A 20,851-nucleotide genomic window follows, 5' to 3' on the forward strand; every position below is an offset into this window, starting at 1 on the left:
GCCACGCACCCTTCGGATTTGGGCAGTGGCAACGGCCCACATGATGCGCGATCGGCCCCCGAATGCGAGGCCGATCAATTCACCTCATCGGGATACGGAACCCAGCTCGATGCCGATGACGCGTGCGGTCAATGCCAGGACACCGTCGCGGTGGCGCTGCCGGGAGACCGTGTCGGTGATCTCGGGGCGCATTCCTGCGAAGATCGCCAGCGCGAGGAATTCGGCATCAGCGTCGGGGTCGACTTCGGAGATCAGGTCCGCGAGCAAGGCGCGCCACGGCGCCCAGGTCTCCGTCTGGCAGCCGTCGGGCAGGGCACGCATCAGCGGCCGCAACTCGACGGCGGTGAGGTCGAATACCGCAGCCACATAAGCCGATATCCGCTCCCCCGGCGGCACGGCTTTGTTCTCGGCGAGGTCGCGCACGGCCGCCCAAGCTCGAGCGGTCCGGTCCTCGAACAGCGCACGAATCAATCCCTCGCGATCGGTGAACCTCCGGAACAGTGTGCCCTTACCGACCCCGGCGGCCGCCGCGATGTCGTCCATCGAGACGTTGTCGCGCTTGTCGTCGCAGATCAGGCGTCCCGCGACGGCGAGGATCGCGCTGCGATTGCGTTCTGCGTCGGCGCGCATACCGGAGACCCTCCAGTTGACAAAAGCGGACTGATAGTCCGTATCATAGCGAAACGCTAAGCGGACCAACGGTCCGCATGAGGAGGAGTTGTTGTGCGCGCGGTTCGCTATCACAAGTACGGGGCCCCTGATGTGCTGCGAGTGGAGGAGGTCGACGATCCGGCGCCGGGTGCGGACGAGGTCCTCGTCCGGGCCGTGGCCACCGGCGTCAACTACTTCGAGGTGCAGGTGCGTGCCGGAGTGGCTCCCGATCCGCTCGGTCAACCGTTGCCGCATACGCCGGGTATCGAGGTGGCCGGGACGGTGGTCGCGGTCGGCGCCGGTGTCGATCCGGATCGGATCGGCGAGCGGGTCGTCGGCACCGTCGGCTCCGGCAGCTATGCCGAACTGGTGGTCGTACCGGCCGCGGCGGCTGTCGCGCTGGACGACCGCATCGGCGAGCACCAGGCGCTCGCACTGCTCGGACAGGGGGCGACGGCGGTCGGGGTCATCGAAACCGCCGAGATCGAACCGGGGGAAACGGTTCTGGTAGAGGCGGCCGGCGGCGGGATCGGAACGCTGTTGGTGCAGTTGGCCAAACGGGCAGGCGCCCGAGTCGTGGCCGGTGCGAGCGGCGCCGCGAAGCGGAAGCTGGCCGCCGAACTCGGCGCCGATATGACCGTCGACTACACCCAGCCGGGCTGGACCGCAGAGGTCGGTCCGGTGTCGGTCGTGCTCGAAACCATCGGCGGGCAGACCGCCCGCGACGCCTACAGCCTGCTCACCGGCCCCCGCGCGCGGATGGTGATCTTCGGCTCGGCCAGTGGCGCTCCGGTCGAAATCACCTCGCGGCAATTGCTTCCGGTAGGTGCGTCACTGATCCCGTTCAGCCTCGGCTACCGCCCGCAACGATGGCCGGAACTGACGCGCCTGGCCGAGGAGTTGACCGTGCGTGGCGAACTCGCCCCCGTCATCGGCGCGGTTCTACCGCTGGCCGAGGCGGCGACCGCGCATCGCGCCTTCGAGGCCCGCACGGCAGTCGGAAAAACGATCCTCACCATCTAAGCTATGCGAAATATGAACAGGCACATCGAGTTCGAGCGACTGCACAATTTCCGTGATCTCGGCGGTTATCGCGCCGGGGACGGGCGGACGGTGCGCTGGGGGCGGCTCTACCGGTCCGATTCGCTCGGCAAGCTGCGCGGCGAGGATTGGGAGCGGTTCCGGGCGCTCGGCGTTCGCACCGTGATCGATCTGCGGTATCCGTGGGAGATCGAGGCCAGGGGGCGGGTGCCGCAGCCGGAACTGTTCACCTACGCCAATCTCAGCATCGAGCACCGGCCATACGACCAGGCCGAAATCGATCCCGAGGTCGATCCGTGGCGCTACCTCGCGGACCGGTTCGCCGAGGTGGCCGCCGACGGCGTGGTCGAGATACGGAAGGTGTTCGAGCTCATCGCCGATGGCGACGGTCCCACCGTCTTCCACTGCGCGGCGGGCAAGGACCGCACCGGCCTGATCGCCGCGCTGGTGCTCACCGCGCTCGACGTCTCCGAGGATCAGATCATCGCCGACTTCGCGCTGACCGATGCGGCGGCACCGCATTTCGTCGCGAACTGGAAGGCGAACAATCCGGGCCGCACCCTGCGCTGGCCGGGATACGGCCGCGCACCGGAGACCGTCATGCGGCTCGTTCTCGAAGACCTCACCGCCACATACGGTTCCGCGGCCGCCTACCTCACCACGACGGTCGGCATCACACCCACCACGATCGAGCGTCTGCGGAACCGGCTGCTCACCAACGAAACTCACCAGCCGAGCAGCTGAGCACGGCCCGTCACCGAGCCGGATATCGGGTTGCCGTCTGCTGGCGAGCGCGAAAATTCCGTGGCGGCACCATCTTCGGCGGTTCTAACCTCGACGACATGCTGGATCAGGCCGTCGCACAGGAACTCGTCGAACAGGTGTCGCCGGGGCAGACCCTGTGCGAGATCGTGCCCCGGACCGGAGGCGACTTGAGTCCGGTCTACGAAATACGCTGCACCGGACCACTTCCGGCGTTCATAGTCAAGGCATACGCGCCGCGGTGGCGGTGGCGGCTCGCCAAAGAGGTGCACGTGTACCGGCTGCTGGCGAGCCGGGGTGTCACCTCGGTTCCTTCGGTGCTGTACGTCGATCGCGAACACGCCCGGCTGGCGCTGACACTGGCTGCCGGACAGCCGTTCTCGGAGATCGGCCGCGAATTCGGCGACACCGCGACATATGCGGTATATCGGCAGCTGGGCGCCGTGCTGTCGGCCATCCACGCCATCGAGCAGGACGGATACGGCTACCTCACCGACCGGATCCTGGATCCGGTGGCGACCAACACCGAATACATGACCCGCCAATTCGACAAGAAGCTGGCCGAATTCAGCGGCGATGCGCGAATCCGCCACCGCATGCGGCAGTACGTGGACGAACGGGCCGGAGTGTTCGCGGCCTGCGATTCGCCCCGCCTGTGCCACAACGACGTTCACGAGGGCAATATGCTCGTCGTCGACGGCCCGGACGGACCCGCGCTCACCGGGCTGATCGATGTGGAGAACGCGACGGCCGCCGACCCGCTGATGGATCTGGCCAAGGCGGATTACTATGCGATGCACCGCGATCCGGTGAAATGGTCCGGTCTGCTCGCGGGTTACGGTCCACTGCCCGCCGATTGGGCCGCCCGGGTGGCCGTCTACCGGCTGTATCACGCGCTGGAGCTGTGGGATTGGTTCGCGAGCATCGGCAAGACGGAGCATCTGGCGGGTATCGCCGCCGATATAGAACAAATGCTTGATCACGGCTGGGACTCGGATGCCGAACGGTGTGGCGAAGTTCGATCGATGATGGGTTCACAGCAATCGCACGGGTAATTCTGCCGGTGTGCACGGATACTCGCGGTTGACTGAACGCGTGCTGATCAACAGCACCAGGCGACGCTCGACCAGAGGAGTTCAGCGTGCATACCTCGGCAACCACCCTGATCCTGCACCCGCTGATGCTCACGCACGTATCGGGTGAACCGGCGAGCCGACGCGGTATGCGTGCCATCAATGCCGACGCGGTCGCCACGCGAACGGATCCGCGGACGGGGCGCACGGCCTTCGCGGTCGCCGACGGCGTCGGCGACCATCTGCTCTCGGCCAGAGCCGCGCGCACCGCGGCGACGGTGGCGGCGGAGGTGGCGGCGCATTCCGGCGCGCATGCGGGAATCCTTGCCGCACAAGAGGAACTGCTGCGCGAGTTCCCGCAGCCGGAGGCCGACAGCGTGCTGGTGGTCGCGGTGCTGCCCGCGACGGGCGGCCCGGACGGACCCAGCGATATCGCCTGGGTCGGCGACTGCCGCGCCTACCGCTGGAACGGCCGGGTGCTGCACCAGATCACCACGGATCACACTGTCGCGGAATACTTCCGCGCCCGCGGGCTCACGGCGGGCCGCCGGATGAACCACCTCGTCACCACCTCGGCCCGCACCGCCCGCCCGGCGACCATCGGCCGAGCGAGCACCGGTTCCAGCCACGGCCGCATCCTGCTCGGCACCGACGGGGTCACCAAGGTCATCCCGATGGCCGAGATCAAAACCGTGCTCGCCAACGCCGTCAACCCGGCCGTCGCCGCGAATATGTTGGTGGACAGCGCATTGCGCGCGGGCGGTACTGACAACGCCACCGCGTACGTCGTGGACTGCCGCTGATCACCATTCGGCGAACGAGCCGTCCCTGCGCTGCCACACCGGATTGCGCCAGCGGTGGCCCGCTGCCCGGCGCACGGCGTCCTCGTCGATCTCGATCCCGAGGCCCGGACCGGACAGCAGCTCGACATAACCGTCGCGGTAGGCGAAAACGGCCGGGTCGACCAGATAGTCGAGCAGGTCGGACCCGGTGTTGTAGTGGATGCCGAGGCTCTGCTCCTGAATGAGCAGATTGGGCGTCGCGAATCCGACCTGCAGGCTGGCGGCCAGCGCGATCGGACCGAGCGGGCAGTGCGGGGCCACCGCGATATCGCGGGTCTCGGCCGCCGCGGCGATGCGGCGGACCTCCGAGATGCCGCCCGCATGCGAAAGATCCGGCTGGACCACCGCGATGCCCTGGTCGAGCACCCGCCGGAAATCCCACCGCGAATACAGCCGCTCCCCCGTGGCGATGGGAATGCTTGTGGCCGAGGCTATTTCGCCGATCCGCTCGCTCACCTCGGGTACCAGCGGTTCCTCGACGAAGAACGGCAGATACGGTTCGAGCAGCGGCAGCACCCGGCGTGCCATCGCGACCGACAGCCTGCCGTGGAAGTCGACGGCGATATCGAATTCGTCGCCGACCGCCGCGCGCACCGCCGCGACCCGCTCGACGATGCCGAGGGTGGCGCGCGGCGTGTCGATGGGTTCCAACTCGGCCGACGCGTTCATCTTGATCGCGGTGAAGCCCTGCTGTTTTCGCTCCACCGCGGCCTCGGCGACCGCGTCCGGCCGGTCGCCGCCGATCCAGCTGTACACCCGGATCCGGTCGCGCACCGCGCCGCCGAGCAGCTGCCACACCGGCACGCCGAGCGCCCTGCCCGCGATATCCCACAACGCCTGATCGATGCCGGCGACCGCGCTGGACAGGATCGGACCGCCCCGGTAGAAACCGCCCTTGGTGAGCGTCTGCCAATGCGCCTCGATGGTCAGCGGATCCCGGCCGACCAGGTAATCGGCCAGTTCGTCGACGGCCGCGGCGACCGTGTGCGCGCGGCCCTCGATCACCGGCTCGCCCCAGCCGACGATGCCCTCGTCGGTGTCGACGCGCAGGAAACACCAGCGCGGCGCGACCAGATACGTGGTGAGCGCGGTGATTTTCATCTGGATTCCTTTCGCACGCTCCAGCCGCCGTCGACGACCAGATTCGCGCCGGTGATGAACGAGGCGTCGTCGGAGGCGAGGAAGGCGACCGCGGCCGCCACCTCCTCCGGCCTGCCGAGCCGGTCCAGCGCGGTGGCCCGCGCCGAGAGTTCGCGGCCGTCGGCGTCCACGTCGTCCCAGACCGGGGTGAGGATCGGCCCGGGCAGAATCGCGTTGAACCGCACCCGTTCCGGGCCGTATTCGACGGCCAGCTGCCGCACCAGCGCGGTGATGCCGCCCTTCGCCGCCGCGTACACCGGATATCCGGGCAGCCCGAATTGCGCGTGCACGCTGGAGATGGCCACGACATTGCCGCGCCGGGCGCGCAGATCGTCGATGAACGTGCGCACGCCGAGGAACAGCGGGGTCAGGTTCACCGCGATACCGTCGTCCCAAGCCCCGGTGGACAGCGCGTGCGCGGGCACGGTCTCCTGACGGGATGCGTTGCTGCACAACAGATCCAGCGGGCCGAACAGGGCGGACACCCGGTCCCGCAACTCAGCCCACGCCGTCTCGTCGGATACGTCGCAGTGCACGAATTCCGCGCGCAGCCCGTCGGCCCTGATCTGCGCGGCGACCTCTTTACCGCCGGGTTCGGCGATATCGGCGATCACCACCGCGGCGCCCTCGGCGGCCAGCCTGCGCGCCGTCGCCGCGCCGATACCCGACGCCGCCCCGGTGACCACCGCGACCCGGTCCGCCAGGCGACCCATCGCGCCCCCTCTCATCGATCGATATCGGCCGCGTCGAGCAGGCCGAATTCCTGTCGGGTCGGCAGACCCTGCCAGTCGCCGACGCCGGCGACCGCGAACGCACCGCAGGTCGCCGCCGAACGCATTCGCGCGCTTATGGATTCGCCGTCCAACAGAGCCGCGAGGTATCCGGCGACGAAGGCGTCGCCCGCACCGACCGGGTCGACGCAGGTGACCGGTACGGCGGGTTGCTCGATCGGTTCGCCGTCCTGCAGCGCGAGCGCGCCATCCGCACCGAGCTTCAGCACCACTTGTGAAGGGCCCAGTGCGGCAAGAGCTTTCGCCATCTCAGCCGGGGCCTGCCGGGGTACGAGCAGCGCGGCTTCCTCCGGTCCGGCGAAGACGATATTCGAGTGGGCCACCAGATCACCGAGTTCCGCCGCCGCGTCGGCGGCCGACCACAGCGCCGCGCGATAGTTGATATCGAGCGAAACCGTGACACCGGCGGTCACGGCCGCATCCATCGCGAAATGAACGGCCGCTCGGGCGGTTTCGCTGAGTGCCGGAGTGATTCCGGTCAGATGCAGCACGCGCGCGGCGGCGATCCGGGCCGGATCGATATCGTCCGGCGATAACCGTGATCCCGCGAAACCCTTGCGGTAGTACGTGACTCGGATCCGGTCGGCGGTTCGGCGCTCGCGCAGCATCAACCCACTCGACACATCGGGCTCGATCCGGCAGGCGGAAATATCAACTCGCTCGGCACGCAGCCGATCCAGCACCATTGTGCCGATGGCGTCCGCGCCGACCCGTCCGATCCAGGCACTCGCATGACCGAGCCTGCTGACTCCGATGGCGACGGTCGCCTCGGCTCCGGCGAAATCCATCCGCATCGCCGCACCGGCAGCCAGCGGCCCCGCTTCGGTCGCGGCGACCACACCGAGCGCTTCTCCCAAGGTAATCAGTTCGGCGCTCACCGTGTTCGGCCTCCAGACCGGTGCAACAATTCGGCAATCACGACAGCCGGTCCCGCAGCTCGGATGCCCTGGCTCGCAGCGCATTCAGGTCGCCGCCGTCGAGCGCGTCGCCGATGAGCGGTGAGCCCATGCCGACCGCTCTCGCCCCGGCGGAGAGATAAGTTCCGGCATCGGCGATTCCAACGCCGCCGGTGGGGACGAGCGGGATTTCGGGTAGCGGCCCGCGCACCGCCTTCAGGTAGTTCGGCCCGAAGGCCGAGGCCGGGAAGACCTTCACCATGGTGGCTCCCGCAACCCAGGCGTGGTGAATTTCGGTGGGAGTCAACGCACCTGGGATCACCGGGACGCCGAGGCGACGGCCCTCCGCGATCACCTCGTCGATGACGGCGGGCGTGATCAGGAAGGCCGCACCGGCATCGACGGCACGTCCGGCATCGGCCGCGGTCAGCACCGTGCCCGCGCCGACCGGGTAGGCGGCCGCGGAACACTCCTTCAACGCGTCGAGTGCACCCGGACTGTTCAGCGTGAATTCGACTGCGGTGATACCCGATTCGTGCAGCGCCGCGGTGACCTCGGCGAAGCGTTTCGCGGTGGCGGCGCGCAGAATCGCGATCACCGGGGTGGTCAGGTCCATCGGTTTACTGAGCATCGGCCACCAATCCTGTGTCGGCGTAAGGGGTTATCGGCAGGCCGGTGCTACCCGGTCGGCAGGTGAACAGTCGTCCGGCCTCCGGTTCGTCGGCGGCGTTCTGTTCCGCGGCGGTGGTGATTACCAGCACGTCCAGGTCTGGTCCGGCGAAGGTGCAGCTGCTCACCTGTGACGGACCGACGTCGACCACCGCGTACGGCCGACCGTCCGGATCGAAGGCGCGCACCTGTCCCGCGCCCCAGACGGCGACCCAGACTCGGCCGTCGGCGTCGACGGTGAGCCCATCGGGATCGCCGTCCGCGAATTCTACGAAAACCCGTCCGTTGCTTAATGTTCCGCTGTCCAGGTCGTAGTCGAATGCCTCGACCCGCCGGGTGGGGCTGTCGGCGTAGTAGAGGGTGCCGCCGTCCGGGCTCCAACCGAGTCCGTTGGATATCGTCACGCCCGTCCGCGACATGCTCACCGTCCCATCGGGATCCAGCCGATAGAGCGTCGCGCTGCCCGTGACCCCGTCCTCGGACATCGAACCAGCGAACACCCGTCCGCACGGATCGACCTTCGCATCGTTCATCCGCCGGATCACGCCGTCATCCGGAAAACGCAGCGGAACAATATCTTTCACAAGACCATCGACAATGCGGCAGATCCGGTCGCCCACCGTAACGAGCAGCGATCCGGACGCACACGGCAGCACCGCGCTCACCGGCCCGTCGAGCCGCAGAGTCTCGACAAGCCGTATATCGGCCCCGTCGAGCACGCCCTGATGAAGCAGCCCTGCTCGAATATCGACCCACAGCAACCGAGAACCGTCCCAGACCGGCCCCTCGCAGAGCCGCCCGGGTGGCGGCGAACATGGTTGTGCACGAAGTACTTTCATATAGCTCCTCGTATCGGCTCAACGGGCACTGGGCGGCGTTTCGAAGTGGAGAACCCCGCGCCGCCCTCGCACCCCGCACCGGAACCGCACATACATTGCACCGTGTGTTCAGTTCGACGACGGGGTGCGACACCACTTCGCGACACCGCCTACGTCGGCAGCCCGACCGCCCGCTCCCCACTGCGCCGCTGCTGGATCACCACCGCGGCCACCAGCAGCGCCCCCTGCGCGACGTTCTGCCAAAACGTATTCACACCAACAACATTCAGCCCGTTATCGAGCGCACCGAGCAGCACCACCGCGAGCAGCGTCCCACCGACGGTCCCCTTGCCGCCCTTGAGCGCACAACCGCCGAGCGCGGCCGCGGTAATCGACTTCAGCTCCAAACCCTCACTGCCGGAGACGGGTTGGCCGGATCCGGTGCGCGCGGTCAGGATGATCCCGGCGATCGCCGCGACGATACCGGCCAGCACGTACACCGCGATCAGATACTTGTTGATGTTGATACCGGACAGCCGGGCCGCGGTGTCGTTTCCGCCGATCGCGTAGATATTGCGGCCCAGGTCGGTGTATTTCAGCAGCACGTGCACGGCCAGCGCGACCACCGCGAGTATCACCACCGGCACCGGTAGCCCGGCGATCTTGCCGCGCGCCAGGAAGATGAATACGTCGTTGTCGAGGACGAAGCCCTGCGCCTTGCCGCCCGAGATCAATTGCGCGACACCCTTGTACGCGGCCAGCGTGGCCAGCGTCGCGATCACCGGATTCACCCGCCCGTACACGATGACCAGTCCGTTTGCCGCGCCGAGCACCACCCCGACGCCGACCGCCGCCAGCATGCCGAGCACGGCGTTGCTCCCACTGGCGGTGAACGCCATCGCGCTGATCACCGAGGCGACACCGGCCTGCGAGCCGACCGAAATATCCAGTGCCCCACAGATGATCACCACCGTCTGCACCACGGCCAGCAGTCCGAATACGGTGACCGCCTCGCCGATTCCGGCCAGGTTCGCCGGATCGAGGTAGCCGTCGTTGAGCCAGGCGAAGATCGCGACGATCACCACCAGCGCGCCGATCAGGCTCAGATTGCCGGTGCCGATGAATCGCAGCACCCGCCGCGGCGTCAGCGCGTTCACGGACCCGACGGGTTCGGCCTTGGTTGTCAACGAAAGTTGTTGCTCGGTCATGGATTTCCTTCGGGTGTCGCGGCGGCCAGATCTCCGGCCATGGCCAGCGCGAGAATGGCCTCCTCGCTGGCCTGGTCGCGCTCCAGCTCGCCGGTGACCCGGCCGTCCTGCATGACGACGATCCGGTCGGCGAGGCCGAGCACTTCGGGCAGTTCCGAGGAGATGACCAGAACCGCCATCCCCGTTTCGGCCAATTCCTCGATGACGTGGTAGATCTCGATCTTGGCGCCGATATCGACGCCGCGGGTCGGCTCGTCGAGGATCAGCACCTTCGGTTTGCGGGCCAGCCAGCGGGCCAGCACCACCTTCTGCTGATTGCCGCCGGACAGTTTGCGCACCTCCTGTTCCACCGACGGCGTGCGGATGCGCAGCGTGTGCACGAATTCGTCGGCCAGCCTGCGCTCCTCGCCGCGGCGCACGAACCGCCAGCGGCGCAGCCGGTCGAGCACGGCCAGCGTGATGTTGTCGCGGACGCCGCGAAACATCAGCAGCGCCTGCGCCTTTCGCTCCTCCGGCGCGTAACCCACACCGGCCCGCACCGCATCTCGCGGCTGGCGCAGCCGCAACCGTTTCCCGTCGACGCGCACCTCACCGGACCGGATCGGCAGGTCACCCGCCAGCGCCCCGGCCAGTTCCGACCGGCCCGCGCCGACCAGCCCGGCCAGTGCGACCACCTCGCCCGCCCGCACCCGCAGGCTCACCTCGCGCACATCGTCGGTGGTGATGCCGTCGACGTCGAGTACGACGCGGCCCGGCTCGGTCTGCTTGCGCGCGAACATGGTCGACAGATCGCGCCCGACCATCATCCGCACGATCTCCCGGTCGCTGGTCGCCGCGGTTTCGCGCACCCCGACCACCGCACCGTCGCGCAACACCGCGACCCGGTCCGCGAGGCGGAAGATCTCCCGCATCCGGTGCGATACGTAGATCACCGCGACCCCGCGTTCGCGCAGCCGGTTGATCAGCGCGAACAGCGATTCGGTCTCGTGGTCGGACAGCGAGGAGGTCGGCTCGTCGAATGCGATCACCCGGGCATCGGTGCTGAGCGCGCGCATGATTTCCACCAATTGCCGTTGTGCCGCAGTGAGTTTCGAGCCGATCGTGTCCGGGTCCAGGTCGCGGCCGAAGCCGAGGCGGGCCAGGTCGGCGCGCATCCGCTCGCGCAGCGCCGCCCGGTCGAGCAGGCGCCCGGCGCGCCGCGGCAGCGCGCCGATGTAGACGTTTTCGGCCACCGAGACGTGCGGGACGATCTCCGGTTCCTGCGCGATCACCCGCACTCCGGCCGCGCGCGCGTCGGCCGGGGTGGCCGGTTCGAAGGGCACACCGTCGAGTTCGAGCCGGCCGCCATCCGGGCGGTGATCGCCGCCGATGATCCGGATGAGGGTGGATTTACCCGCACCGTTCTCCCCGACCAGCGCGGTCACCGCGCCGGCCGGGAATTCCAGGCTCACCTCGCGCAGCGCGGGCACCCCCGCGAAGCTCTTATCCAGACCGGCGACCCGCAATCCGGTCAGCTGCATTGCACGCCCGCCTGCTGCCAGTTCGTCGCATCCACCATCTTGGTCGGCGCGAATGCCTCCTGCGGCATGGCTTTTCCGTTCTTCAGGTAGTCATAGATGGTCTGCACCGACAGCGCGCCGACATCCTTGCCGTTGATGAACAGCGCTGCCTTGAAGCCGGTCGGTTTACCGCCGCGCCATTCCTTGCAGGCCAGGTAGGCGCCGAGGCCGACGCCGAGCACATTGTCCGCGCCGTAGCCCGCGTTCTGGATGGCGGAGACGCCGCCGCTGACGTTTTCGTCGTTGCAGCCCATGACGATCCAGTTCTTCACCGACCGGTTGCCCGCGACGGTGGCCGAGATCTTGTTCTGCGCGTCCGACGGCGTGTTGTCGGTGCCGACCTCGATCACCTTCACATCGACGCCCGCGGCATCGCGAAATGCCTTCTCGTTGGCCTTGACTCGGTCGGTGCAGACGGTGACGTCCTGTTTCCAGGCGTCCACGATCGCCGTCTCCTCCGGCTTCCAGCCGTACTTCTTGAAGTCCTGGCCCGCGCGGGTGCCGACCTCGGTGCCCATCTGGGTGCCGCTGAATCCGACGCGCGGCACCAGGTTCTCCTTGGCGCAGGACGACGGGTCGGGACCGTTGGTGCAGACCTGGTCGTCGGAGGTGAGCAGCGCGACGCCCGCCGCCTTGGTGAGCTGGGCGACCTGCGGGCCCACCGACGGGTCCGGTACGACAACGATTACGCCGCTTGCCTTTTGGTTGATCGCGTTCTGCACCTCGGTGACCGCCTTGTTCGCGTCGTTGCCGAGATTCACCACCTTCAGGTCGACGCCGAGTTCGGCCGCCTTGGCCTTGGCGCCGTCGGCCTCGCCGATGAAGTACTCCTGGTCGCCCTGCTTCTGGGCGTACACGAGGCTGATCTTGCCGGTGGTGTGCTGCGGCCCGGTGGACGGACCGCCCGAATCCTTGCCCGATGAGCAGCCGGTGGCGGCCAGCACCAGCGACACTCCGCAGATGGCCGCGCTGGTCCAACGCCGTCGGTGGGTCCAGGACATGACGTGCTCCTCATCGTTCTCGCCGGGCAAACAGGGTGTGTTCACCTGTTCCGCTGACCGCGGCCTCCGGCGCATTGCAGTGACGTGGGTTACATTATGACTTCGGATAACCCTTGTAAATACTCTTGGGAGAAATACGCTCGGTAGCGTTCTCGAGGATCAGCGGAAGGAGTTGGCCGGACCGTGTACCAGCTGACCGCGCGGGATATCAGAAGGCGGAACAGGTTCAGCGTGCTGCAGGCGGTGTACGCCGCCGACGGGCACACCAGCAGGCAGGAGATCACCAGGACCACCGGGCTCTCGTTCGCGACGGTCGGCAATATGATCGCCGAACTGCTCGACGTCGGGATGCTCGCCGAACTCGGCCACGACGCGGCGGGCGTCGGCAGGCCGCGCGCCCGGCTGGCCATCAATCCGGACCGCGGCACACTGCTCGGCGTCGACATCGCCGAAACCGCAATCCATTTCGACCTCTACGACCTCGCGATGTCGGTGCTGCGCTCGGTCGAGATCCCGATCGATCCGGCCGCGACTCGACCCGAGGATGTCGCCGACCTGATCGCGCGCGGCACTGCCGAACTCACCGCCACCGAGGCGGACCGGGTGCTCGGCATCGGACTCAGCGTGCCGGGCCTGGTGGAGCCCGAGGGCGGCGTCTCGGTATTCTCGCCGTACTGGCACTGGCGCAATGTCCCGTTCAAAACGCTACTGGAGCAACGGGTTTCGCATCCGCTGTATCTGGACAATCCGCTCAAGGCGAGCACGGCGGCGCAGCTGTGGTTCGGCGCCGGCCGCGATGTGGACGACCTGATCGTCGTCACGCTGCGCGCGGGTGTCGGCATCGGCGTCGTCATCGACGGCAGGCTCTATCGCGGCGTCACCAACAGCGCGGGCGAATGGGGACATACCAACCTGATCCTCGATGGGCGCGAATGCCGTTGCGGCAGAAAAGGTTGCGTCGAGGCATACGTCGGCGCGCCGGGTATCGTGCGTACCCTGCGCGAGGTGGCGCCGTCCAGCCCGCTGCTCGACCGCGACGACGCGCTGACCATCGCGGCCATCGCCGCGGCGGCGGCGCGCGAGGACGCGGTGGCGGGCGAGGTGATCGAGCGAACCGGCGAATACCTGGGCGCGGCCGTCGCGAATCTGGTGAACCTGTTCAACCCGCGCACCATGGTGTTCGGCGATCTCGTCGCGAATCAGCTCGGCGAGCCGCTGCTGGCGGCGACCCGCCGGGCCGCCGCCCGGCACGCCATGACCGATCCGTTCGCGGCGGTCACCATGCAGCTGTGCACCCTGCCGCACAACCCGGCCAGCCTCGGCGCGGCGACCTTCGCGCTGGAGGGTTTCCTGGCCGACCGGGAAACCTTCGGATCGATCGCGTCCTGGCGGGCGACCCGCGCCACGACCTGACCCCGTATCGATAAAACGATGTGCCGCACCGAAATTCATCGCACGGTATTCCCATAACAGGGAATCCGGCCTGCGTCGCGTCGTGGCTAGGGTTGGTCGCGACACGATACGGCAACGGGTGGGACCACATGACCGAATTGACCGAACAGGTCGAGAAGCTGGCACGCGAGTTCGCGGAAAGTGGTGCGACAGCGGGAACATTGGAGCTGCACAGCGGTATGGGCGTCAGCTACCGCGACGTGGTCGGCGCGTTGGCTCCGGTGCTGCCGGACACCTCGGCCATCTCGGCGACGGTGCGTGCCGAACTGGGCGCGGGTTCGAACGATATGGTGCAGATGCGGCTGCGGTTGTCCGGCGATAGCTACGAGTTCCAATACCGTTGCCAGACACCACATTCCGACAACGAATTCGGGTGGGACTTCGCCAGGCAGCTGATCTTCGACCCCGCTTACCGCTATCCAGGTCATGCCATTCCGATCCCGAGCACCGACGCCGCCCCCGACGACCGGCCCACCGATCCGGAGTTGGTCGCGACCGTGGCCGGCCTGGTCCGCGAGTACGTGGAGCTGCGCACTCGGCAATCGGGCAGCGCACCGCGGCTGGGCACCGGGAACACCGAAGCGGAGATCGCCGCGGCCGAGGCGCGGATCGGTTTGCGACTGCCGGAGGACCTGCGCGCGCTTTATCGGGTGGTGAGCCACGAATACGACGACAGGGGTCTGCTGACATTCACCGCGCTGCTGCCATTGGCTGCCGTCGCCACGGCCCACCTGAACGACGACGCCGAAACGGCAGGCGTGGATTACGGTTACGGCACCATCGGGGCCTGGAAGGATTCACTGTTCGCCGGGTTCGATCACACCGTATTCGAATCCTGGCCGCACGGTGTGGTGCGTCGGATCTCGCGCAGCCCGAAGTGGGTGATCATCGGCACCAGCGATCGCGATGTGACGGCCGTCGACCTCGCCCCCGGTCCGATGGGCGTATCCGGGCAGGTGATCAAGTTCGAACCCGACGGGTGGTACCCCGCCTCTCGGCAGGACGAATCCGTTCTCGCGGTGCTGCGGCGGACGGTCGAATCGCTGCGCCCCGGCGGGCCGGAGGTGGAGTACTTCGACCACACATACCATCGGCGACATGAGGCGTACCTGCGCGCGGGCGAATCGGTTGCCGGGCTTCCCGATCCGACCGCCGTGCAGGATCTCGCGATCGATGGCGACTCGTTCGACGCCGCCGAACTGACGTCGCTGCCCCTACTGCGGGCGCTGCGATTGCGCGTCGAATCCGTGCGGTCGTCCGTACCGCACACGATTCCGCTGGAACGGGTTGTCATGCACGGGTCGCGCATCGAGTTGGAGCCGCTGGCGGGCCACCCGGCCCTGTGGGACATCACCCTCTCCGGAGCGGCGGAGCCGGTGCGCATCGGCCCACTGGCGACATTGCCGTCGCTGCAACGCCTGGACATCTCGAAAATCGAGGTCTGCGACCTCGAGGCGGTCGCCGCACTGCCCGCCTTGCGGATGCTGGTGGCGACCGCGCCGCAGTGGCGGCTGTTGCGCGATCGGGGCGCGGTGCCCGCCGGACTCGCTGCCGCCGAGCTGGCGGGCGACGCCGCCTTCGACGACGAAATCGCCTGGGCCGCAGGCTTCGGCGTCGACCCCGCCACCGCATCGCTGCCGGTCGTGCGTGGCGCCCTGACGAATGTGCTGCGGCGCACCGAGCCGTTCGACTACGACGCGCACATGCGCGAACTGATGAACCGCATGGGACATCACCCGCAGGCCTGAGTGCCGGAACCTCGCGCGCCGGAACATCGCGCGCGGGGTATCTTGCGACGATGAACGATCGGGGCCGGATACGACGGCAATCCAGGCGCACGGCGGCAGCTGCCGCTCTGACGACAGTCGCCGGGCTGGTTTGTGCCGCCCCGGCCGGAGCCGCACCCGGCACGGAGCCGCCGGGCGCGGCGCCGACAGCCGCCGGGTTCTACGATCCGCCCGCGAATCTCGTTGCGGGCGAACATGGATCGATCATCTGGTCACGCCCCCTCAGCAGTGATCCGGCGCTGCCGGGTGCGCGAAACTACCTGGTGCTGTATCGATCCGTGGACGCGCAGGGCCGGACGGTCGCGGTGTCCGGCACCGTCGCGGTGCCGGAAGGCGTTGCGCCGGAGGGCGGTTGGCCGCTGATCTCCTGGGCGCACGGCACCACCGGGGTCGCCGATGTCTGCGCGCCGTCGCGCGATACCGGACCCGACTTTCCGTCCCACGATTACACCGCGCCGGTGCGCCGGACCCTGGCGCGCTGGATCGCCGCCGGATATGCCGTAGCCCAAACGGACTATCAGGGGCTGGGCACTCCCGGACCGCACGGCTACCTGATCGGCGAGACCGAACAGCGCGCGGTCGCCGATATGGCCGCCGCCGCAAGGCAACTCGACCCGAATATCGGCGACCGCTGGGTCGCCATGGGGCATTCGCAGGGCGGGCAGGCCGCCATCTTCACCGATGCCCGTGCCCAGCAATGGGTTCCGGGGATGCACCTGCTCGGCGCGGTGGCACTGGCGCCGGCATCACATATCGGGCTCGGTATGCGGGCGAGCCAATTGGCCACCGCCACCGGCAGTTCCGGCGCGCTCGGCGCGCTCGCGGGCGGCGGCGCGACACCGTTCGTTCCGCTGTTCGTGCGCGGCGCGCAGACCGTCGCCGACCTCGACCCCGGCCGCTTCCTCACCCCGCGCGCCCAGGCGCTGCTGCCGCTCGCCGACCGCGGCTGCGTCGGGCAGTTGCGCGAACCGGACGAGTGGGGCAGGCTGCCGGGCGGCGAGGTGTTCGCCCCGGATGCCGATATGTCCGGTCTGCTCCGAGTGCTCGATGAAAACGACCCTGGCTCACTGACATTCGACCTTCCAGCGCTCGTGCTCCAGGGCCGGGCCGACACCGTCGTCTTCCCGGTGGGCACCGACGCCATGGTGGCGCAACTGAAGGCCACCGGGCAGCCCGTCGAATACCGCACCTATCCGGGCGTCGACCACCGCGGCGTCGTCGATGCCTCCTTCGACGACGCCCTGGCCTGGGTGAACGCCCGCTTCACCAGGTGACCGGCAGGCGGCGCAGCCCGAAGATATTGCCCTCGCGTACCGGCACCTCGGCGGGCGAGCACGCCAGCGCCAGCGTCGGGAACCGGGATACCAAGGCGGGCAACGCGACCCGCATCTCCACCCGGGCCAGCTGCTGCCCGAGGCACTGATGCGGGCCGTGACCGAAGGCGAGGTGCCCGACGGGCCGCCTGCGCAGGTCGAGGGTGTCGGGATCCGGGAAGCGATTCGGGTCGCGGTTGGCGGCGTTGTATGACAGCGCGACGGACTCCCCCGCCTTGATCAGCTGCCCGTTCAGCTCGACGTCCACCAGCGCGGCGCGCACGCTGGTGTGCACGATCGTCAGGTAGCGCAGCAGCTCCTCCACCGCGGCGTCGGCGATATCGGGTTCGGCGCGCAACAGCGCGAGCTGGTCCGGATTCTCCAGCAGCGCGAAGGTGCTCAGCGCGATCATGCTTCGGGTGGTGTCCAGCCCGGCGCCGAGCAGGAACGTTCCGATGCCGCCGAGCTCGGCATCGGTCAGCTCCTGTGCGGCCAGCTCGCTCAGCACATCGTCGGTGGGTGCGGCCCGCTTGGCGGCCACCAACTCCTCGATGTAGGCGGCCAACTGGTTCCAGGCCGCGCCCATCGCCTCGAACGACTCCGGTTCGACCACCGCGCTCACCTGCTCCTGGAAGAAGTCCTGATCCGCGACGGGCACGCCCAGCAGCTCGCAGATCGTCAGCGCGGGCACCGGCTGAGCGAAGGCGGACACCAAATCGATAGGCGGACCGTGCTTTTCCATGGCATCCAGATATTCGGTGCTGATCTGCTCGATCCGGTCGGTGAGCAATCGCATCCGGCGGACGGTGAACTTCATCGCCAGCATGCGCCGCAACCGGGTGTGCTCCGGCGCGTCCATTCCGCCGAAATCGCCCGGCGGGGCGGGGGCCTGCGAAAGGTCGACGTCGTGCAGCGGGTCGTGCAACAGCTCGTACCGGGCGCTGAACCGCGCATCCGCCTCCACGGCCCGCACCACCTCGTGACCGGTGGCCAGCCAGCCCAGGTGGCCGTCCGGGAAGCGCATCCGGGTCAGCGTTGCGCGTTCACGGATCCCGGCCAGCCCCTCGGGTGGATCGAATGGGTGGTCCGCGCGCCGGGAAACCGGCAATTCGATTGCGTCGGTGGATGATTCGGTCATTTCGCAGTCCTTTCGCGGTTGGTCACACCACGCTAGGAATCGTTCATTTCCACAGCAAGTTCGTCGATTGCAAATCTCCAGGTGGCAGCGCTTTTTCCGGAATATCGGTGCAATGATGTTGTCGGTTAACGCAATTCAGCCCGGAAATTGTTGCAATGAGTCGCCGTTGAATGCCACTCTTGTCCCGAAGGACAGGAGCAACATATGCCGGGACGCCGCCTCGCCTATGCCGACCGCAGACAGATCAGCGCGGGCCTCGCGCGGGGACTCAGCTATGCCGAGATCGCCCGTCGGATCGATCGGCCGACCTCGACCGTGACCAGGGAGGTCACCCGCAACGGCGGGCCGGGGAGCTACCGCGCGGAACCGGCGCAGCGGGCCACCGGTCAGCGCGCCCGCCGCCGCGCGCCGCACCCCGAGACCCGGCACCCGGACCCGGCCGAGCAGTACGACGCGATATCCGTACTGGCGACCGAACTTTCCACCCGCCTGATGCGAATGGGCCTGCCGCGCATGGCGTCCCGCGTATTCGCCTGGCTCTGCGTCGCCGATGCCGACAGCGTCACCGCCGCCGAACTCGCCGCGGCGCTGCGGGTTACGCCCGCGTCCATCTCGAAGGCGGTGGGCTACCTCACGGATGTCGGCCTGCTACTGCGCGAACGCGACGGCCGCCGCGACCGCTACCGCATCGGCGACCACGTATGGATGCGGGTCGGTCTGATCAATTCGAATACCGACCAGGCCTTCATCGCCGCCGCCCGCCGGGGCGCCGCCGCACTCGGCGCCGACACTCCCGCCGGGGCCAGGCTGGCGGAGCTCGCATGGTCGCTCGGGGAGCTCTACCGCACCCATCCGTGCCCGGAATGCGGTACGCCGCTGACGATTCCGGATCTCTTCGGCGTCAATGCCGGAATCGTCGCCGCCGCGCCGGACGGACCGGCGAGATAAACGCTGGGGCCGGTGACTATTTCGACGCGATCGCGCCGAAGAACGCTGTCTACCAGTCGATCAGGCCGAGTTCGTGCAGTTTGCGGAAGACGAGCATCGATCCCGGCGCGACATGATCCATCCCGGCGTATTCGCCGCCGGTGAAGTAGCGCAGTTCGGCGATCTCGGCCGACGGCCGCGGATCGCCGTCGAGTTCGGCGGTGAAACAGGTCATGTGCAGCTGTGTTCCCGGCGCGTGCCCGTATGCCTGCGCCTCGAATACACCGAGCCGGTCGAAGGCGAGGATGCCGACGCCGAGTTCCTCCCGCACCTCGCGACGCAGGGCGAGCTCCGGGGTCTCACCCGCATCGATCTTGCCACCCGCCATATAGAACACCGGCTTGCCGATCGACCGGGCCTGCAGCAGCCTGCGGTTTCGGACATGCGCCAACGCAGCTGTTCGGATCACCGGACCACCCTACGCGAGCCGGTTACCCGGCCCGCAACACCAATACCGTGATCTCGCTCGGCGCGAAGACGCGCAACTGCGGACCCCAGAAGCCGGTGCCGCGACTGGTGTAGAGCTGGGTGTGCGCGCCGTGTCTGCTCAGGCCGGCGAGCACCGGCTGCTCCAGCCGGACCAGATAGTGGAACGGCCAGATCTGACCGCCGTGCGTATGCCCCGAGATCTGTAGCGCCACACCGGCTTTCGCGGCATCGGCGACCTGGCGCGGCTGATGGGCGAGCAGTACGACGGGTGCGTCCGGATCGGCGCCGTCCAGCGCGGCGGGCAGGTCGGGCCCGTGCCCGGCCAACGCGATACCGGTCGGGTCGTCGATTCCGGCGATCACCAGGCGGTCCGCACCGCGCACGATCGTCTCGTGCCGATTGCGCAGCGGCTGCCAGCCGAGTCCGGCCATATGCTCGATCCAGCCCGGCGCGTCACCGAAATATTCGTGATTGCCAGTGATGTAGAACCGGCCGAGCGGGGCGTCCACCTTGCCGAGCGGATCCACCTGCGGATGCCGCCGCGCCACCGAGCCGTCCGCGAGATCGCCCGCGTGACAGGCGATATCGGGCCGCTGCTCGTTCACCAGCGCGACGACCCGCTCCGACCAGCGCAACCGGTTCAGCGCGGCGAAATGGGTATCGGTGAGCACCACGAGCCGCAATCCGTCGAAGGCCGGGCCGAGCCGCGGGATGGCCACCTCCAGCGTGCGCACCCGCGGCACCCGCCGCGCCTCGTAGACACCCCAGCCGACCAGCACCGCCGAGACCGCGAACACACCGGCCGCGACGATCCGAGACCGCATCGGGTCGGCGACGCCGCCCACCGCGAGCGCGAGCCCGGCGACGTTACCTATTACCGACCAGGTGAACACCACCCACAGCACGCCGAGCAACGTGTCACCGAGCACCGACGCCGCATCCGACTGCGCGGGCCCGTGCCCGAGATACATCGCGGCGGGCAAGGCGAGCACCGCGGCGACGAACAGCGCGGATCCGGCGAACAGCAGCGGTCCGGACGCGATCGCGCCGATCAGCGTCCACCAGGGCAGCGCGCACAACAGCGCGGGAATCGCCAGGAACAACACCAGGCGTGGCACATACTTCACCGAACGTCATCCTCTGTGGTCGGAACCTCCGACGATACGCGACCGGCGGTCGAGCTGAACCAAGGGTTGTCCCGGAGTCGGGGCTCAGGGCTGAAACCCGATGCGCGCGAAGGCGCACGAAAGCGACGATGGTGGCTCACCCATATCCGTGATGGAAGGACGAGCAG

The 20,851-nt window shown here is 68.2% G+C and carries 20 protein-coding genes; 8 read left to right on the forward strand and 12 right to left on the reverse strand.

Annotation, left to right across the window (positions count from 1 at the left end):
• Window positions 1–84: 84 nt before the first annotated feature.
• Window positions 85–630, reverse strand: coding sequence for a TetR/AcrR family transcriptional regulator (locus tag F5544_RS25770; RefSeq protein WP_167475576.1), 546 nt, complete (start codon window positions 628–630; stop codon window positions 85–87).
• A 93-nt stretch (window positions 631–723) separates the two neighbouring features.
• On the opposite strand from F5544_RS25770, the gene F5544_RS25775 reads away from it, so the two are divergent.
• The 4 genes from F5544_RS25775 (at window position 724) to F5544_RS25790 (ending at window position 4,330) form a co-directional block, all read left to right on the forward strand.
• On the forward strand, window positions 724–1,674 hold the full coding sequence (locus F5544_RS25775; protein WP_167475577.1) for a quinone oxidoreductase family protein: 951 nt from the start codon (window positions 724–726) through the stop codon (window positions 1,672–1,674).
• A gap of 12 nt (window positions 1,675–1,686) precedes the next feature.
• On the forward strand, window positions 1,687–2,436 hold the full coding sequence (locus F5544_RS25780) for a tyrosine-protein phosphatase (protein WP_167479473.1): 750 nt from the start codon (window positions 1,687–1,689) through the stop codon (window positions 2,434–2,436).
• A 98-nt stretch (window positions 2,437–2,534) separates the two neighbouring features.
• Window positions 2,535–3,509 (forward strand): phosphotransferase family protein, encoded by a 975-nt coding sequence (locus tag F5544_RS25785; RefSeq protein WP_167475578.1) that lies wholly within the window; start codon window positions 2,535–2,537, stop codon window positions 3,507–3,509.
• An 86-nt stretch (window positions 3,510–3,595) separates the two neighbouring features.
• Window positions 3,596–4,330, forward strand: a complete 735-nt coding sequence (locus F5544_RS25790) for a PP2C family protein-serine/threonine phosphatase (RefSeq protein ID WP_203217352.1) — start codon at window positions 3,596–3,598, stop codon at window positions 4,328–4,330.
• Here the strand turns inward: F5544_RS25790 and dgoD are convergent, their stop codons facing one another.
• From dgoD to F5544_RS25830, 8 genes are all read right to left on the reverse strand, one after another.
• The gene (dgoD, locus tag F5544_RS25795; RefSeq protein WP_167475579.1) at window positions 4,331–5,470 is read right to left on the reverse strand and encodes a galactonate dehydratase; all 1,140 of its coding nucleotides are present in this window, start codon (window positions 5,468–5,470) and stop codon (window positions 4,331–4,333) included. It abuts the gene before it with no gap.
• Window positions 5,467–6,222, reverse strand: a complete 756-nt coding sequence (locus tag F5544_RS25800; protein WP_167475580.1) for an SDR family NAD(P)-dependent oxidoreductase — start codon at window positions 6,220–6,222, stop codon at window positions 5,467–5,469. The genes dgoD and F5544_RS25800 overlap by 4 nt, the downstream gene beginning before the upstream one ends.
• An 11-nt stretch (window positions 6,223–6,233) precedes the next feature.
• The gene (locus tag F5544_RS25805) at window positions 6,234–7,178 is read right to left on the reverse strand and encodes a sugar kinase (RefSeq protein WP_238846658.1); all 945 of its coding nucleotides are present in this window, start codon (window positions 7,176–7,178) and stop codon (window positions 6,234–6,236) included.
• A 37-nt stretch (window positions 7,179–7,215) separates the two neighbouring features.
• On the reverse strand, window positions 7,216–7,827 hold the full coding sequence (locus tag F5544_RS25810) for a bifunctional 4-hydroxy-2-oxoglutarate aldolase/2-dehydro-3-deoxy-phosphogluconate aldolase (protein ID WP_167475582.1): 612 nt from the start codon (window positions 7,825–7,827) through the stop codon (window positions 7,216–7,218).
• Window positions 7,817–8,704 carry an SMP-30/gluconolactonase/LRE family protein gene (locus F5544_RS25815; RefSeq protein ID WP_167475583.1) on the reverse strand — a complete coding sequence of 296 codons (888 nt, stop codon included), beginning with the start codon at window positions 8,702–8,704 and terminating at the stop codon, window positions 7,817–7,819. Before F5544_RS25815 ends, F5544_RS25810 begins: the two co-directional genes overlap by 11 nt.
• A 149-nt stretch (window positions 8,705–8,853) precedes the next feature.
• Window positions 8,854–9,891, reverse strand: coding sequence for an ABC transporter permease (locus tag F5544_RS25820; protein WP_238846659.1), 1,038 nt, complete (start codon window positions 9,889–9,891; stop codon window positions 8,854–8,856).
• Window positions 9,888–11,411 (reverse strand): sugar ABC transporter ATP-binding protein, encoded by a 1,524-nt coding sequence (locus F5544_RS25825; RefSeq protein WP_167475584.1) that lies wholly within the window; start codon window positions 11,409–11,411, stop codon window positions 9,888–9,890. The genes F5544_RS25820 and F5544_RS25825 overlap by 4 nt, the downstream gene beginning before the upstream one ends.
• Window positions 11,402–12,451, reverse strand: coding sequence for a substrate-binding domain-containing protein (locus tag F5544_RS25830; RefSeq protein ID WP_167475585.1), 1,050 nt, complete (start codon window positions 12,449–12,451; stop codon window positions 11,402–11,404). The genes F5544_RS25825 and F5544_RS25830 overlap by 10 nt, the downstream gene beginning before the upstream one ends.
• A 183-nt stretch (window positions 12,452–12,634) precedes the next feature.
• Here F5544_RS25830 and F5544_RS25835 point away from each other — a divergent pair, with 183 nt between their 5' ends.
• From F5544_RS25835 to F5544_RS25845, 3 genes are all read left to right on the forward strand, one after another.
• Window positions 12,635–13,864 carry an ROK family protein gene (locus F5544_RS25835; protein ID WP_167475586.1) on the forward strand — a complete coding sequence of 410 codons (1,230 nt, stop codon included), beginning with the start codon at window positions 12,635–12,637 and terminating at the stop codon, window positions 13,862–13,864.
• Window positions 13,865–13,992: 128 nt separating this feature from the next.
• Window positions 13,993–15,651 (forward strand): SMI1/KNR4 family protein, encoded by a 1,659-nt coding sequence (locus F5544_RS25840; RefSeq protein WP_167475587.1) that lies wholly within the window; start codon window positions 13,993–13,995, stop codon window positions 15,649–15,651.
• Window positions 15,652–15,701: 50 nt separating this feature from the next.
• Window positions 15,702–16,964, forward strand: coding sequence for a lipase family protein (locus tag F5544_RS25845; RefSeq protein WP_167475588.1), 1,263 nt, complete (start codon window positions 15,702–15,704; stop codon window positions 16,962–16,964).
• On the opposite strand, the gene F5544_RS25850 is transcribed toward F5544_RS25845, so the two are convergent.
• Window positions 16,954–18,141 carry a cytochrome P450 gene (locus F5544_RS25850; RefSeq protein WP_167475589.1) on the reverse strand — a complete coding sequence of 396 codons (1,188 nt, stop codon included), beginning with the start codon at window positions 18,139–18,141 and terminating at the stop codon, window positions 16,954–16,956. The two genes, F5544_RS25845 and F5544_RS25850, sit on opposite strands and share 11 nt — an antisense overlap.
• A 204-nt stretch (window positions 18,142–18,345) precedes the next feature.
• Here F5544_RS25850 and F5544_RS25855 point away from each other — a divergent pair, with 204 nt between their 5' ends.
• Window positions 18,346–19,089, forward strand: coding sequence for a helix-turn-helix domain-containing protein (locus F5544_RS25855; RefSeq protein ID WP_167475590.1), 744 nt, complete (start codon window positions 18,346–18,348; stop codon window positions 19,087–19,089).
• Between the two features lie 49 nt (window positions 19,090–19,138).
• Here the strand turns inward: F5544_RS25855 and F5544_RS25860 are convergent, their stop codons facing one another.
• Both F5544_RS25860 and F5544_RS25865 read right to left on the reverse strand, forming a co-directional pair.
• Window positions 19,139–19,537, reverse strand: coding sequence for an NUDIX hydrolase (locus tag F5544_RS25860; protein WP_167475591.1), 399 nt, complete (start codon window positions 19,535–19,537; stop codon window positions 19,139–19,141).
• Between the two features lie 22 nt (window positions 19,538–19,559).
• Window positions 19,560–20,684 (reverse strand): metallophosphoesterase, encoded by a 1,125-nt coding sequence (locus tag F5544_RS25865; RefSeq protein WP_167475592.1) that lies wholly within the window; start codon window positions 20,682–20,684, stop codon window positions 19,560–19,562.
• Between the last annotated feature and the right edge of the window lie 167 nt (window positions 20,685–20,851).

This window comes from Nocardia arthritidis, from assembly GCF_011801145.1.
GTDB classification, from domain to species: domain Bacteria; phylum Actinomycetota; class Actinomycetes; order Mycobacteriales; family Mycobacteriaceae; genus Nocardia; species Nocardia arthritidis_A.